Annotated in this window: 14 protein-coding genes; all 14 read left to right on the forward strand. The window is 38.7% G+C overall.

Features of this window, described 5'->3' with window-relative positions; genetic code table 11:
- Window positions 1-168: 168 nt before the first annotated feature.
- The 14 genes from ftsH (at window position 169) to lysS (ending at window position 15,111) form a co-directional block, all read left to right on the forward strand.
- Window positions 169-2,196: an ATP-dependent zinc metalloprotease FtsH gene (gene ftsH / locus ACIP9G_RS22405; protein WP_340821431.1), complete on the forward strand. Its 2,028-nt coding sequence runs from the start codon at window positions 169-171 to the stop codon at window positions 2,194-2,196.
- A 121-nt stretch (window positions 2,197-2,317) separates the two neighbouring features.
- Window positions 2,318-3,151 (forward strand): aldo/keto reductase, encoded by an 834-nt coding sequence (locus ACIP9G_RS22410; protein ID WP_401022423.1) that lies wholly within the window; start codon window positions 2,318-2,320, stop codon window positions 3,149-3,151.
- Window positions 3,152-3,390: 239 nt separating this feature from the next.
- Complete coding sequence (locus ACIP9G_RS22415) at window positions 3,391-4,158, forward strand: type III pantothenate kinase (protein ID WP_340821428.1); 768 nt, start codon at window positions 3,391-3,393, stop codon at window positions 4,156-4,158.
- Between the two features lie 21 nt (window positions 4,159-4,179).
- A complete protein-coding gene (gene hslO, locus ACIP9G_RS22420) occupies window positions 4,180-5,061 on the forward strand; it encodes an Hsp33 family molecular chaperone HslO (RefSeq protein WP_401022425.1) in 882 nt (293 codons plus the stop codon).
- Window positions 5,045-6,010: a peptidyl-prolyl cis-trans isomerase gene (locus ACIP9G_RS22425; protein WP_340821425.1), complete on the forward strand. Its 966-nt coding sequence runs from the start codon at window positions 5,045-5,047 to the stop codon at window positions 6,008-6,010. The genes hslO and ACIP9G_RS22425 overlap by 17 nt, the downstream gene beginning before the upstream one ends.
- 152 nt (window positions 6,011-6,162) lie before the next feature.
- Window positions 6,163-7,092: a cysteine synthase A gene (gene cysK / locus ACIP9G_RS22430; RefSeq protein WP_337980132.1), complete on the forward strand. Its 930-nt coding sequence runs from the start codon at window positions 6,163-6,165 to the stop codon at window positions 7,090-7,092.
- 538 nt (window positions 7,093-7,630) lie between these two features.
- Entirely contained in the window at window positions 7,631-9,040 is a 1,410-nt protein-coding gene (locus tag ACIP9G_RS22435) for an anthranilate synthase component I family protein (RefSeq protein ID WP_401022428.1), read from the forward strand.
- Entirely contained in the window at window positions 9,037-9,618 is a 582-nt protein-coding gene (gene pabA / locus ACIP9G_RS22440; RefSeq protein WP_401022431.1) for an aminodeoxychorismate/anthranilate synthase component II, read from the forward strand. Before ACIP9G_RS22435 ends, pabA begins: the two co-directional genes overlap by 4 nt.
- Before the next feature lies 1 nt (window position 9,619).
- Complete coding sequence (gene pabC, locus ACIP9G_RS22445) at window positions 9,620-10,459, forward strand: aminodeoxychorismate lyase (protein WP_340821423.1); 840 nt, start codon at window positions 9,620-9,622, stop codon at window positions 10,457-10,459.
- 13 nt (window positions 10,460-10,472) lie between these two features.
- On the forward strand, window positions 10,473-11,327 hold the full coding sequence (gene folP / locus ACIP9G_RS22450) for a dihydropteroate synthase (protein WP_401022433.1): 855 nt from the start codon (window positions 10,473-10,475) through the stop codon (window positions 11,325-11,327).
- Window positions 11,327-11,692, forward strand: a complete 366-nt coding sequence (gene folB / locus ACIP9G_RS22455; protein WP_340821420.1) for a dihydroneopterin aldolase — start codon at window positions 11,327-11,329, stop codon at window positions 11,690-11,692. The genes folP and folB overlap by 1 nt, the downstream gene beginning before the upstream one ends.
- Complete coding sequence (gene folK / locus ACIP9G_RS22460; protein ID WP_340821418.1) at window positions 11,692-12,213, forward strand: 2-amino-4-hydroxy-6-hydroxymethyldihydropteridine diphosphokinase; 522 nt, start codon at window positions 11,692-11,694, stop codon at window positions 12,211-12,213. The genes folB and folK overlap by 1 nt, the downstream gene beginning before the upstream one ends.
- A 117-nt stretch (window positions 12,214-12,330) precedes the next feature.
- The gene (gene dusB / locus ACIP9G_RS22465; RefSeq protein ID WP_401022437.1) at window positions 12,331-13,371 is read left to right on the forward strand and encodes a tRNA dihydrouridine synthase DusB; all 1,041 of its coding nucleotides are present in this window, start codon (window positions 12,331-12,333) and stop codon (window positions 13,369-13,371) included.
- Window positions 13,372-13,608: 237 nt separating this feature from the next.
- A complete protein-coding gene (gene lysS, locus ACIP9G_RS22470) occupies window positions 13,609-15,111 on the forward strand; it encodes a lysine--tRNA ligase (RefSeq protein WP_340821416.1) in 1,503 nt (500 codons plus the stop codon).
- Window positions 15,112-15,674 lie beyond the last annotated feature (563 nt).

Here is a 15,674-nt window from a genome sequence, read left to right on the forward strand (position 1 = left end):
CACCGGGTGCAAATAGGCTGGGATTTTAATTAGTAGGAATAAATATGTTTAGATTTCGACAAAATTCGAACGAAACTTTTTTTAAGTAAGGCTTTTCGTTGTATGATGAAATCATGATATGTTAAGATTTTACTTATAATTTTTCTGTTTGTAATGAGGAGGCTGGAGATGAATCGAATATTTCGATATACCATATTCTATTTACTGATTTTCCTAGTGATCATTGGTATATTTGGTACTTTCAACGGTGGTAAATCACCGACGAATGAAATTACTTACCCAGAGTTTTTAGAAGCTCTTGATAAGAATGAAATTACAGAAGCAAAAATTCAACCTGATAAATCAGTATATATTGTTGAAGGTTCCATGAAAGGTTATGAAAAAGGCGAAAGTTTTACAGTTAACCTTCCCCGTGATAACCAATCATTGATGGATCGAATCGATGCAGCTGCTAAGGATAAGAATAGCAATATAGATTTCTTGAAAGCACCAGAAACGAGTGGATGGGTACAGTTCTTTACAGGTATTATTCCATTCATCATTATCATCTTCTTATTCTTCTTCCTAATGAGTCAATCTCAAGGTGGCGGCAATAAAGTAATGAGCTTTGGTAAAAGTAAAGCTAAGCTTTATGATGACCAAAAGAAAAAAGTTCGTTTTACTGATGTAGCGGGTGCAGATGAAGAGAAAGCGGAGCTTGTAGAGGTTGTAGATTTCTTAAAAGATCACCGCAAATTCACTGAAATTGGTGCTCGTATTCCAAAAGGTATCTTACTTGTAGGTCCTCCGGGTACAGGTAAAACATTACTTGCTCGTGCAGTAGCTGGTGAAGCTGGCGTTCCATTCTTCTCGATTTCAGGTTCTGACTTCGTAGAAATGTTTGTCGGCGTAGGTGCTTCGCGTGTGCGTGATTTATTTGAAAATGCAAAGAAAAATGCTCCATGTATCATTTTCATTGATGAAATTGATGCTGTTGGTCGTCAACGTGGCGCCGGTCTTGGTGGTGGACACGATGAACGTGAGCAAACATTGAACCAATTACTAGTTGAAATGGATGGCTTCGGTGCGAACGAAGGTATTATTATTATCGCTGCAACAAACCGTCCAGATATTTTAGATAAAGCGTTATTACGTCCAGGTCGTTTTGACCGTCAAATTACAGTAGGACATCCTGATGTAAAAGGTCGTGAAGCAATTCTAAAAGTGCATGCACGCAATAAACCACTTTCTGATTCAGTGGATTTAGCAGCTGTAGCACAACGTACACCGGGATTCTCTGGTGCCGATTTAGAAAACTTATTAAACGAAGCCGCTCTTGTAGCTGCTCGTAAAAGTAAACGTTCGATTAATATGGCAGATATCGATGAGGCATCTGACCGTGTAATCGCAGGTCCAGCAAAAGCTAGCCGCGTTTACTCAGCAAAAGAGAAAAAACTTGTATCCTTCCATGAGGCTGGTCACGTTGTAGTTGGTCTAGAACTTGATGAAGCGGATACAGTTCATAAAGTAACGATTGTACCACGCGGTCAAGCGGGTGGTTATGCAATTATGTTACCGAAGGAAGAGCGTTTCTTCACTACGAAACAAGAGCTTTTAGACCGTATTGCAGGACTGCTTGGTGGTCGTGTGGCGGAGGAAATTGTGCTAGGTGAAGTATCTACAGGAGCTCATAATGACTTCCAAAAGGTAACAAGTATTGCGCGCGCTATGGTTACTGAATATGGTATGAGTGAAAATCTTGGAGCAATGCAGTTTGGGTCAAGTCAAGGTGGGAATGTATTCCTTGGTCGTGACTTCAATTCAGATCAAAACTACTCTGATTCAGTTGCTTATGAAATCGATAAAGAAATGCAAAAAATTATCGATACGCAATATGAACGTACTAAACGTATTCTGACAGAAAACCGTCAGTTACTTGATTTAATTGCGACAACATTAATGGAAAAAGAAACATTAAATGCGCAAGAAATTGAGCATTTACGTGATCATGGTGTCCTGCCAGAACCGGAAGCGGTGGAAAACGCTGAAGACGAAGCGCCAAAAGCTGAAGCACAACCGTCATTAGAAAAAGTCGGAAAACCTGTTCTTGAAAAAGAATTGCTAAGTGATGCGCCAACTCCAACAACAGCGGATTTACCAAAAGAAGGTTTGGATCAAACTGATTCTCCAAAAGGAATCGACGAAAAACGTGAGTAATCACGTAAAAGACTGCTTATGAATTTTCATAAGCAGTCTTTTTCTTTGCCTTTTTTTAGTATGAAGCATTAGGATATAAATAGTATATTATGCATCTGCATAATGGATTGGAGTGTTGAACATGGGAAATGTAACATTGAACAATGGTCTAGAAATGCCTTTAGTAGGCTATGGTGTCTTCCGTGTGCCAGATGGAGATGATTTGGCTGAGGCTGTTAAAACTGCTATCGCAAAAGGTTACCGTAGTATAGATACTGCGCAAGTGTACCGTAATGAAGAAAGTGTTGGGCGAGGAATTCGCGCAGCAATTGATGAAGGACTCGTTTCGCGCGATGAACTTTTTGTAACTTCTAAAGTTTGGAATGATGGACTTTCTTATGAAGAGACACTTGCCGCATATGATAGTAGTTTAGAAAAACTAGGCTTAGATTATTTAGATTTATATTTAATTCATTGGCCAGGCTTAGATACGAACTATATTGAGGCATATAAAGCACTTGAAAAAATTTATCAGGACGGCCGTGTTCGTTCGATAGGTGTAAGTAATTTCCATGTGCATCATTTAGAACTTTTATTAAAAGAAACTACGGTTATTCCAGTCATCAATCAGATTGAATTCCACCCTCATTTAACGCAAGAAGAAGTGCGTCACTACTGTAAAGAACACGGTATTCAAGTAGAAGCGTGGTCACCTTTAATGAATGGTTCATTGTTAGAGGAAGAGTTGATTCAACAGTTAGCAAGTAAATATAGTAAAACACCAGCGCAAATTGTTTTGCGATATGATGTTCAGCATGATGTTGTAACAATTCCAAAAACAATGACACCAGCACGTATGACAGAGAACTTACATGTTTTTGATTTTGCTTTAACAGATGAGGAAATGGCACAGTTAGATGCAATGAACGACGGTCTACGTTGTGGTCCTGATCCTGAAAAATTTAATTTTAAATAATGATTAAGGAGCTACCTTCTAAAATGTAGAGTAGCTCCTTTTATCGTAAGTAGGAATGCTGTTTCATTGACTTAAAAGTGTGGTATCATTTTCTAAAGTGTTCAAACTTTATTTGGCGTTCATTGAAGCGCCTTCTTAAAATAAAGTAGGAGCGACTAGTCATGGAAGTGGATTTGCACTAATGTTAAATGCAAATTAGCACATGGCATAAAGGTGAATTTGATATGGAGGCATCGTCCATGATTTTAGTTTTGGATGCAGGAAATTCAAATATAGTATTGGGAGTCTATGATACCAATGACCAGCTAGCTTTCCATTGGCGAATGGTAACAGATCTTCGTAAAACAGAAGACGAATATGCGATGCAAGTACTTGCTTTTTTTAATCATGCAGGCATTTCATTTGAACAAATTACTGGCATTATTATATCCTCGGTTGTACCACCAATTATGTTTTCATTAGAATCGATGTGTCAAAAGTATTTTCGTAAAAAACCACTAGTAGTTGGACCAGGTGTAAAAACAGGATTAAATATTAAATATGAAAATCCTCGCGAGGTTGGTTCGGATCGTATTGTAAACGCTATAGCAGCACTAGATGCTTATAAAGCGCCGTTAATTATTGTGGATTTTGGTACAGCGACAACATATTGTTATTTGAATGAAAAAGGCGATTACATGGGTGGCGCTATTGCACCAGGAATTTCGATTTCAACTGAGGCACTTTATACGCAGGCAGCTAGGTTACCGCGTATTGAAATACTGCGTCCTACACATATTGTTGGAAAAACTACCGTTTCTGCGATGCAGGCGGGCATTTTTTATGGTTTTGTTGGGCAAGTTGAGGGCATTGTTAATCGCATGAAAGCACAAAGTAAGGAAGAGCCGCTTGTTATTGCAACAGGTGGATTAGCAAATTTAATTGCTGGAGAGACGCAAGCTATAGATGTAGTTGATCCATTTTTAACATTAAAAGGTTTATATAAATTATATAAACGTAACCAATAAGAAAAGAGGGACTTTTCATTTATGAAAGATTATTTAGTTCGCGGGTTAGGATTCAATGGGCAGGTGCGTGTTTTTGCAGCATGTACAACTGCAACAGTAGGGGAAGCACAACGTCGTCATAATACTTGGCCTGTTGTGTCGGCAGCTCTTGGTCGTTCAATGACGGCTGGTGTAATGATGGGTGCTATGTTAAAAGGTGAAGAGAAAATCACAATTAAAGTCGAGGGCAATGGTCCAATCGGTCCTATGGTGATTGACAGTAACGCACGTGGTGAAGTGCGCGGTTTTGTGACAAATCCTCACGTGCATTTTGACTTGAACGAACAAGGCAAATTAGATGTACGAGCTGGTGTTGGGACAGAAGGTGCGTTAACGATTGTAAAAGATCTCGGCTTACGTGATATGTTCTCTGGACAAACACCTATTGTATCTGGCGAAATTGCAGAAGACTTTACTTACTATTTTGCTACATCTGAGCAGGTGCCTTCATCTGTAGGACTAGGCGTATTAGTAAATCCGGATAATTCAATTCTTGCAGCGGGTGGCTTTATTCTTCAGCTTATGCCAGGCTGTGAAGAAGAAACGATTGATGCAATCGAACAGCATTTAGCAACAATTGAACCTGTATCAAAAATGATTGAAAAAGGTTTTACACCAGAGCAAATTTTAGAGGCTGTACTAGGAGAAGGAAAAGTCCAAATTTTAGATTCAATGCCGGTTGAATTTAAATGTCAATGTTCAAAAGAGCGATTTGGAGCAGCAATTTTAGGCTTAGGTTCACAGGAAATTCAAGAAATGATCGATGAAGATGGCGAGGCAGAAGCACAATGTCACTTCTGCTTAGAAACATACCATTTCTCAAAAGAAGAATTAGAAGGGTTTATTGATGAGCTCAACGCGTAATCGTAGACCACAACCATCTTCAACATCAAACCAAACGCCTTTATTGCAACGCCGTTTAAAAACAAAACCGGCTTTAATAATTTTTACCATATTATTATTAGGAAATCTTTTATGGTTCATTGCTTGGTTAATTCCAAATAACGGTCAGGAAATCGGTAGCGACGAACAAGTCGCTGCCGTTGATGGCGATGTCATAACACGCCAAGAGTGGATGATTGCTATGGAAGAACGCTATGGTAAAGAGACACTCCAAAATTTAGTGAATGAATCAGTGATGGAAAAGGCAGCAGATAAATATAAAATAAAAGTGTCTGAAAAAGAAATTGATTTAGAGCTTGCGTTAATGCGTTCAGCTCAAGATAAATTCGATACAGCATTGCAAAATTTATCAGCTGAGCAGCTAAAACAGAAAATTCGCTCAGGTCTTATTTTAGATAAAGTACTGACTAAAGATGTAGTTATTAAAGAAGATAGTATAAAAAAATACTATGAAGAAAACAAAGCGTTATACAATACTGAAACAAGCTATCGTACGAATTTCATTGAGGTGGATTCAAAGAAAGCAGCTGACGAAGCGTTAAGTGAACTGAAAAATGGCTCTGATTTTTCTGTGCTTGCACGCGAAATTTCAATTGATAGCGCATCAGCTAGCTTAGGTGGAGATATCGGTTTCCTAACTGAAAAGCAGGGCAATATTGATCCAGCTATTTTGAAGGCAGCGAAAGCTTTATCAGCTAATGAGGTTAGTAAGGCATTTAAGCTAGATAACGGACATTACGGAATTGTGCAAGTTCAAGAAGTAATAGAAGGTCAATCCTTTACATATGACGATGTGAAAGAACATATCGAACGAGAGCTTGCGTTGGAGCAATTGCAACAATCTATAACACCAGAAGCATTTTGGTCGGAGTTTAAGGCAACTTGGTACTATGGTGAGGCAAAGAAATGATAAATGGAAGCCAGGGAGTATCGTACTTTCTGGCTTCTAATAAATATTCTGAAAATATAAGTTTTATTGATTGACAATTCAACTAAAAAATTGATAAAATACAAAATAAGTAAAACCTATAAAAATAGTAGGGATTAGGAGTGGATTAATAAATGAGTAGATTAGCAAACTCGGTAGCTGAATTAGTTGGTAAAACACCAATCGTGAAATTAAATCATGCAACAGGTGAGAACGAAGGTACTGTTTATGTTAAATTAGAGTATTTTAACCCGGGAAGCTCTGTAAAAGACCGTTTAGCGTTAGCAATGATCGAAGCTGCTGAACAAGACGGTACGTTAAAACCAGGTGGCACTATTATTGAACCTACTTCAGGTAATACAGGGATTGGATTAGCAATGATCGCTGCAGCTAAAGGATATAAAGCAATCTTAGTAATGCCAGAAACAATGAGTTTAGAGCGCCGTAACCTATTGCGTGCATACGGTGCCGATTTAGTGTTAACACCTGGACCAGCAGGTATGAAAGGTGCTATTGCAAAGGCAGAAGAATTATCTGCAGAACACGGATACTTTTTACCACAACAATTCACAAACCCAGCTAACGCGGTTGTACACCGTTTAACTACAGGTCCAGAAATCGTAGAAGCATTTGATGGCTTAAAATTGGATGCATTTATTGCGGGCGTTGGTACAGGTGGTACGATTACAGGTGCTGGTAGCGTATTAAAAGAGAAATATCCAGAAATCGAAATTATTGCTGTTGAGCCGAAAGACTCTCCAGTACTTTCAGGAGGCCAACCAGGTCCACATAAAATCCAAGGTATTGGTGCTGGATTTGTGCCTGCAGTATTAGATACAGATGTTTATTCATCAGTATTCCCTGTGGAAAATGAAATTGCGTTTGATGTAGCTCGTAAAGTTGCGCGTGAAGAAGGTATTCTATGCGGTATTTCTTCAGGAGCGGCGATTTATGCAGCTATCGAAACTGCAAAACGTTTAGGTAAAGGCTCAAATGTTCTTGCAATTGTACCTTCAAACGGTGAGCGTTACCTATCTACACCTTTATATCAATTCGAAGACTAATTTGAATATAAAAAGGCTCACCTATGAGTCTTGCAAAAAGTAGGCAAACTCAATTTATTGAGTTTGCCTACTTTTTTTGGAACGGCGGTGACGACGCGTGAAAATAAATGACTTATCTTAAATGTTTGTCCTTTTGCGAAAACTACTTTAGACAGAAGAAGTAGGTTTATACTCAGCTCGAAATTTTTAGCACGCTGCGTTTTGTGGGATGTGTGACACTCCAGCAGGAAAATCAATATTTGCGGCAGGCGCCACCAAAAATAGTTGGAGACGTACCTGCTGAAAGGGAGTGCATGAAACCGAAATTAACAGTTTGTCTATACTCTAAAGGGACACCTATTATAGGAGTCTTTTTATTTTTGCGTTTTTGTGAAAGAAACGGTGCGGTTGTTACTAAATGGTATTTGCATTGTGCTTGCAATCGGTTGTAATTAGTGGGGTGTTTATAGTTATTTTTTGTTAGCAAAAAAAATTCGCATCTTTTCATTTTTCTAGTTAAGATGGAATCACATCATATGATTCAAAGGGGAATAGCGACGTGAATACATTATCAACCAAAACGATGAAGATGGACGCAGATGCGTTTTTTTATAGCTATAAGAAGCAAACAGAACATGAACAAGCCCATGTTTTTTTAGAGAGTGGACGTGGGGGGCATTATTCGATTGCTGCTTGGCAACCTTTAGCAACAGCCCAATCAATTGAAGGTGGTCTGCTAGTGAAGTGGAGAAATGGGAACAGTGAAATGTTAACAGGCGAGCCGCTTGATTTACTAGAACAATTAGTAGCTACCTATCAATTAACTTATGACCATGAGCTACCAGTTTTTCAGGGTGGTGCAATTGGCTTTGTGTCTTACGATTACGCTCGAAAAATTGAAGAGCTGCCTATAGTGGCATCGGATGATTTAATGGTGCCAGATATTTATTTTTATTTATTTGACTGTTGGGCGGTACATGATGTCACGACAAATGAAGTGACGCTTATGAAGTTAGCAGACAGTGATGTAGATTTAGAGGAGCGCGCACAAGCTTGGCAATTTGCGGCACAGGAAGGTTTACATTTACGGAAATTTGAAAAGACAAGTGCTGTTGAAGTGGTGAATGATGAAAGTGAATTACTTGTGTCATTCGCAGGAACAGATTTTGAAGATGCAGTGGAAAAAATCCAAACGTATATAGCACAGGGTGACGTGTTTCAGGTGAATTTATCGGTGCGTCAATCTAAAAAGTTAAATGCTACTGCAATGGATGTTTATGAGGCATTACGTGCGTTTAATCCGTCACCATATATGGCATATATTGAAGCGCCTGAGTTTGCTGTTGTGTCGGGATCTCCTGAGTTGTTAGTGAAGCGCCAAGGTAATGAGTTATCAACACGACCAATAGCAGGTACGCGTCCGAGAGGAAAGTCAGAAGAGGAAGACATTGCATTGGCGAAAGAATTAATTGATAACGAGAAAGAACGAGCTGAGCATGTAATGCTTGTAGATTTAGAGCGTAATGATTTAGGGAGAGTTTCAGCATACGGTACTGTTGAAGTAGACGAGTTTATGGTGATTGAACGCTATTCACATGTCATGCATATTGTGTCAAATGTACGTGGTGAAATAGCTGACGGAAAGACAAATGCAGATGTTGTGCGAGCAATGTTCCCAGGCGGTACGATTACGGGGGCACCTAAAATTCGTACGATGGAAATTATTGAAGAACTGGAACCAGTACGTCGAGGATTATACACAGGTTCCATTGGCTGGCTAGGCTATACAGGGGATATGGAATTGAATATTGTTATTCGAACAGCATTTGTAAAAGACGGAATGGCTCATATACAAGCTGGTGCAGGTATTGTTATAGATTCTGTTCCAGAAAGAGAATACCAAGAGTCTTTAAATAAAGCAAAAGCAATGTGGCAGGCTAAGGCAATGGCAGAGGAGCGAGCAAAATGATTTTAATGATTGATAACTATGATTCTTTTACATATAATCTTGTGCAGTATTTTGGAGAATTTGGACATGAGTTAATAGTGAAAAGAAATGATTCGTTAACAGTTGAAGATATTGAAAAACTTGCGCCAGATATGATTGTTATTTCACCAGGACCTTGTAGTCCGAACGAAGCTGGTGAAAGTTTAAACATCATTCGATATTTCGCGGGAAATATTCCTATTTTAGGTGTTTGTCTCGGACATCAAGCAATTGCTCAAGTATTTGGTGGTAATGTAATTCGTGCTGAGCGTTTAATGCATGGTAAAACGTCTCCCGTTTTACATGCGGAAATAGGTCTACATGCAGGTATGCCAAATCCGTTTAAAGCAACACGTTATCATTCCCTTATTGTGGAGAAAGAGTCATTACCAGAATGCTTTGACGTAACTGCATGGACTGAAGAAGGAGAAATTATGGGTATTCGCCATAAAGACTATCCAATTGAAGGTGTGCAATATCATCCGGAATCTATTATGACGGAACAGGGGAAAAAGCTGCTGCGTCATTTTATCGAATTGTACGTACAAGGAGCGAAGTAAAATGCAGTGCTGGATTAATGGAAACTACGTAGCGGCGGATGAATTACGAATCTCACCATTTGACCACGGCTTTTTATATGGGTTAGGTTTTTTTGAGACATTTCGTACTTACAATGGAAAAGTGCTATTTTGGGATGCGCATATGGAAAGATTACAAGCGGCACTATCGCAATTCCATATTCACATGCCATATACAAAGCAGAATTTGCTTGCTGTTTTTGAACAACTAAATGCTTCGGCGGATGGAACAGATGGTTATTTTCGTGTAAATGTCTCTGCTGGTGAGCATGGTATTGGGTTACAGCCGAGGGAGTATACGCAACCAAATGTTATTGTCTTTCGTAAGGAATTACTTGATGCACCTCGTGGGCAAGAAAAAACAGCACAATGGCTAGAGACAAGACGCAATACGCCTGAAGGAGTCTATCGTGTAAAGTCACATCATTATGGCAATAACGTTTTAGGAAGATTTGAAATGCCTTCATTAGCCGTACAGGAAGGTTTCTTTTTAACAGAAGAAGGTTATGTTGCTGAAGGTGTCACATCAAATATTTTCTGGATGAAAGATGATATACTATATACGCCTTCATTAGAAGCTGGTATTTTGCCAGGGATTATACGAGCGTGGGTAATTGAGCGCGCACAATCACTTGGAATTGAAGTACAAGAAGGTCTTTTTACTAAAAATGATGTGGAACAAGGTAGCGAATGTTTTATTACAAACTCTGTGCAAGAGCTTGTTCCCATTTGCAGAATAGAAGATATACAGTTGTTAGGTAATAAAGGACCTATTTATTTGCGTTTACATGAAGCGTTTGTCAAAGAAGTGGAACAAGAATAGAAGGAGCGTCAAAATGCTAGAAAAATATATAACACCGTTAACGATTAACGGGATTACATTAGACTATACAAGCGAAACATACGTAATGGGTATTTTAAATGTCACTCCGGATTCTTTTTCAGACGGAGGGAAATACAATAACGTCGAGGCGGCAGTAGAACAAGCTAAAAAAATGGTCGCTGATGGTGCGAAAATTATTGATGTAGGCGGAGAATCGACACGCCCTGGCTATGAGCGCATTTCTGATGAAGATGAAATTGCTCGCATTGTACCAGTAATTCAGGCACTAATAGCAGAAGTGCCAGCGATTATTTCAGTTGATACTTATAAAGCGAACGTAGCGCGTGCCGCAATTGAAGCGGGTGCGCACATTATTAACGATATTTGGGGTGCAAAGTCAGAACCTGCAATTGCACAGGTTGCTGCAGAACTAAATGTACCTATAATTTTAATGCATAATCGTGAAAATATGGACTACGGAACTGATTTTTGGAAAACAGCAAAGGCTGATCTTGAAGAAAGTATCGCAATTGCGAAAAAGGCGGGTGTGCCGGACACGCATATTATTTTAGATCCAGGTATTGGGTTTGCTAAAACAACACCCAATAATATTGCAATGATGCAGCATCTTGCTGATTTAGTGGACATGGGTTATCCGGTGTTATTAGCAACTTCACGTAAATCGATGATCGGCAATGTATTACAGCTTCCTGTAGAAGAACGAATAGAAGGTACGACTGCAACCGTTGTTTACGGTATTGAAAAAGGTTGCCATATGATTCGTGTGCATGATGTGAAGGAAATGGCACGTGCTTCGCAGATGACAGATGTGTTAGTCGGCAAACGTGTATATGAGGAGGAAGCATAATGGACTATATTCATTTAAAGGACATGCAGTTTTATGGTTACCACGGTGTTTTAGCGGCAGAAACAACACTGGGTCAACGCTTTCGTGCCAATGTTTCGCTTGCAGTTGATATGACCGAGGCGGGAGAAACAGATGATTTAAAGTACACTGTAAATTATGCGGAAGTGTATGAGCTATGTCGTGACATTGTTGAAGGTGAACCATTTAAGTTAATTGAAGCACTTGTATCGAAAATTGCAAACAGTATACTTTCTGCTTATCCTGACAAGGTGAAAGGTGTTCGAGTTGAGCTCATCAAACCAGATCCTCCAATACATGGTTATTATAAAGAAGTTTCAGTTGAGCTTATTAGAGGTGATTTCTAATGAATGATGTATATCTATCAATTGGAACAAATATTGGTGAACGCTATGAAAACCTTCAGCATGCTATCGAACTTTTGATAGGAGAAGAAGGGGTAGAGGTTGTTCGTATATCTTCTATATATGAAACAGCGGCTGTAGGTTACACTGACCAAGCGGATTTTTTAAATATTGCGGTTTATATTAGAACTAGCTACTCTTCTTCGGAAATGCTAAAGGTTTGTCAGTCAGTAGAGAATGAGCTAGGTCGTGTTAGAGAGTTTCGATGGGGACCTCGAATCATTGACCTTGACATTTTGCTCTACAATCACGAAAATATTGAAACAGAGAGTTTGCTTGTGCCACATCCAAGAATGTATGAACGAGCTTTCGTATTAGTGCCACTAATAGAAATTACGCCTACACCAGTAGGAGAGCAATTACAACGAGCGCATGAAACGCTGAAACAGTTAAATTGCCAAGAGGAAGGCATAATGCTATGGAAGGAATCATCAGATACGAGATTTATGCCGTCTATGAAGTAGCGAGCATAAGTGGGTGATGCCTTATTATTTGTGGTTAACTTAACAATAACTGTCTAAGCATTAACAATAGATCTTTAGGAATGTAGGGTAAAAGCCCGTAGAAGGAGGAAATCGACGTTGAGTCAGACAACTGAGAAGCCGTTTCAAATTGGCGATATTGTCATGGACAACCGTGTCGTCTTAGCACCAATGGCTGGGATTTGTAACTCTGCTTTCCGATTAACAGTAAAAGAATTCGGAGCAGGGCTTGTATATGCCGAAATGATTAGTGATAAAGGGATCGTTAATAAAAACGAAAAAACGTTAGGTATGCTGTATATCGATGAACGAGAAAACCCCCTTTCATTACAAATTTTTGGTGGAGATAAAACGACATTAGTAGAAGCGGCGAAGTATGTAGACGAAAACACAACTGCTGACATTATTGATATTAATATGGGCTGTCCAGTTAATAAAATTATTAAGTGTGAAGCAGGCGCTCGTTTACTTTTAGATCCAAATAAAATTTACGAAATGGTAGCAGCAGTTGTAGATGCTGTGAAAAAGCCAGTCAGCGTAAAAATGCGTATCGGCTGGGATGATGAACATGTCTTTGCTATAGAAAACGCACAAGCTGTAGAACGTGCTGGCGCTTCAGCGGTAGCGGTTCATGGTCGTACCCGTGTGCAAATGTATGAAGGTAAAGCGAATTGGGATATTATTCGTCAAGTAAAGGAAAATGTAAATATTCCTGTGCTTGGCAATGGCGACGTTGAAACACCGCAAGATGCAAAACGTATGCTTGATACAACGGGTGTGGATGCGGTTATGATAGGACGTGCGGCATTAGGTAATCCGTGGATGATTTATCGTACCGTTCAATATCTTGAAACAGGTGAGTTAAAAGACGAGCCTGGGGTTCGTGAAAAAATGGATGTATGTTTACTGCACTTTGAACGTCTATTGCAACTAAAAGGCGAGAGTGTGGCTGTGCGCGAAATGCGTAAACACGCATCATGGTATTTAAAAGGTATTCGCGGTAATGGTAAAGCTCGTAGTGCCATTAACCAAACGGAAACAGCAGTAGAGCTACGTGCTATACTAAATGGGATTGTGCAAGAATATGAAGAGCTTGAGTCTGGAATTTTTGTGCCAGAGCAGAAAGAATTAATCGTATAAAGTGAAAAGAGGCGTCTCAATTTTATTTTGAGATGCCTCTTTTTTATGTGATTCATGGAAAGAAAGATATAGAACAAACTAGTGTATAAGGAATAAAACTTTTTATGCTCACTTTAATTTTTGGAATTATTAATAATTTTAACTCTTTTGGAAATTAAACCGAAACAGATGAATACAGCTTTAAAATTGTGTACAATAGAAATATTATGGACGTAAACGCGGACAATTTAATAAGGAGTGAAACAAGTGTCAAACATAGAAGAGTTAAATGATCAGCTTTTGGTGAGACGTCAAAAGATGACTGCTATTCAAGAGAACGGACAAGATCCATTTGGTAGTCGATTTGAACGTACACATTTATCTACAGAAGTGCGTGAACAATTCGCAGATCAAACAAAAGAACAGCTAGAAGAAAACTTACAAGAAGTTATTATCGCAGGTCGTATTATGACAAAGCGCGGTAAAGGGAAAGCTGGATTTGCACATATTCAAGATTTAGGTGGCCAAATTCAAATCTACGTTCGCCAGGACCATGTTGGTGAAGATGCTTATAACTTATTTAAACAAGCTGACTTAGGCGATATCGTTGGTGTACGTGGTAACGTATTCCGTACGCAAGTGGGAGAACTTTCAGTAAAAGCTGAAGGATTTACATTCCTAACAAAAGCGCTACGTCCTATGCCTGAAAAATTCCATGGCTTACAAGATGTAGAACAACGTTACCGTCAACGTTATTTAGATTTAATGACAAATGAAGATAGCAAAAATACATTTATTACACGTTCTAAAATTATCCGTGCTATTCGTAACTATTTAGATAACGCAGGTTATTTAGAGGTGGAAACACCAATGCTTCATACTATTGCTGGTGGTGCAGCGGCTCGTCCATTCATTACTCACCACAACGCACTTGATATGGAACTATATATGCGTATCGCTATCGAGTTGCACTTAAAACGTTTAATCGTTGGTGGACTAGAAAAAGTCTATGAAATCGGTCGTGTATTCCGTAACGAAGGTATCTCAACTCGTCATAATCCAGAGTTCACAATGATTGAGCTGTACGAAGCTTACGCGGACTACAAAGATATTATGTCATTAACAGAAAACTTAATTGCACATGTAGCACAAGAAGTACTTGGCACAACGTTAGTTCAATACGGTGAAGATGAGATTAACCTAGCAGTTGGTTGGAGACGTGTTCACATGGTAGATGCTGTTAAAGAAGCTACAGGTGTAGATTTCTGGCAACCGATGACGAAAGAACAAGCTCAGGCACTTGCTCAAGAGCATGGAGTAGAAGTAAAGGCTGCGCATGAAGTCGGCCATATTATTAACGAATTTTTCGAGCAAAAAGTAGAAGAAACTCTTGTACAACCAACATTCGTGTTCGGTCACCCAGTAGAAATTTCTCCTTTAGCGAAGAAAAATCCAGAGGACGAGCGTTTTACAGATCGTTTTGAGTTGTTTATCGTGCGACGTGAGCATGCAAATGCCTTTACAGAACTAAATGACCCAATCGATCAACGCGAACGCTTTGAGGCGCAATTAGCTGAAAAAGAAGCTGGTAATGACGAAGCACACGAAATGGATAATGACTTTATTGAAGCTTTAGAATTCGGTATGCCGCCAACAGGTGGTTTAGGTATAGGTATCGACCGTTTAATCATGCTTCTTACAAACTCTCCATCAATTCGTGACGTATTATTATTCCCAACAATGCGCCACACTACAAAATAATATCTTATATAAGGAGATCCTTTATAAAAAGGGTCTCCTTATTTTATTGTGAAATTACAAAAACAGAGGTATAGTAAAATTAATGTTTTAGAGGAACAATAAATGCAAAAACATTGTAGCTAGAATAAGCTATTAATAGCTTACTAATGACGTTTTTTTTATAAAATGATATTTTTGTAGAAAAACACTTGCAGAGATTAAAGAATCGTGTTAAATTATTACTTGTCGCTAAGACGACGCAACATTAAGTATTACAAACTATTAATAACATCACAAAAAAAGTGTTGACACCAACATTACATAGTGGTAAGATTTAAAAGTTGTCACTTCTTAAGGAAATAAAGTATTTCAAAAAGTTGTTGACAAAGAAAATCGAAAATGTTATTATATAAAAGTTACTGAAAATAACTGGTAACGAAATGAACCTTGAAAACTGAACAAGCAAAACGTAATCAATATAGTTTTTAGTAGCTAACTTCGTTAGTGAACGAAACAAAATTTTGGACATCAAAATTGATGCCAGCAAAACAATTTGAGCTAATCAAATTTCTTTTATGGAGAGT

The sequence above is a fragment of the Lysinibacillus sp. NPDC093197 genome, from assembly GCF_044754025.1.
In the GTDB taxonomy this organism is placed as follows: domain Bacteria; phylum Bacillota; class Bacilli; order Bacillales_A; family Planococcaceae; genus Lysinibacillus.

What these genes read in the sequence shown, in the direction of transcription:
- folK (WP_340821418.1), top strand. Translation starts at nt 11,692, where the DNA reads ATGAATGATGTATATCTATCAATTGGAACAAATATTGGTGAACGCTAT.
- ACIP9G_RS22410 (WP_401022423.1), top strand. Translation starts at nt 2,318, where the DNA reads ATGGGAAATGTAACATTGAACAATGGTCTAGAAATGCCTTTAGTAGGC.
- ftsH (WP_340821431.1), top strand. Translation starts at nt 169, where the DNA reads ATGAATCGAATATTTCGATATACCATATTCTATTTACTGATTTTCCTA.
- ACIP9G_RS22415 (WP_340821428.1), top strand. Translation starts at nt 3,391, where the DNA reads ATGATTTTAGTTTTGGATGCAGGAAATTCAAATATAGTATTGGGAGTC.
- pabA (WP_401022431.1), top strand. Translation starts at nt 9,037, where the DNA reads ATGATTTTAATGATTGATAACTATGATTCTTTTACATATAATCTTGTG.
- hslO (WP_401022425.1), top strand. Translation starts at nt 4,180, where the DNA reads ATGAAAGATTATTTAGTTCGCGGGTTAGGATTCAATGGGCAGGTGCGT.
- folB (WP_340821420.1), top strand. Translation starts at nt 11,327, where the DNA reads ATGGACTATATTCATTTAAAGGACATGCAGTTTTATGGTTACCACGGT.
- pabC (WP_340821423.1), top strand. Translation starts at nt 9,620, where the DNA reads ATGCAGTGCTGGATTAATGGAAACTACGTAGCGGCGGATGAATTACGA.
- ACIP9G_RS22425 (WP_340821425.1), top strand. Translation starts at nt 5,045, where the DNA reads ATGAGCTCAACGCGTAATCGTAGACCACAACCATCTTCAACATCAAAC.
- cysK (WP_337980132.1), top strand. Translation starts at nt 6,163, where the DNA reads ATGAGTAGATTAGCAAACTCGGTAGCTGAATTAGTTGGTAAAACACCA.
- folP (WP_401022433.1), top strand. Translation starts at nt 10,473, where the DNA reads ATGCTAGAAAAATATATAACACCGTTAACGATTAACGGGATTACATTA.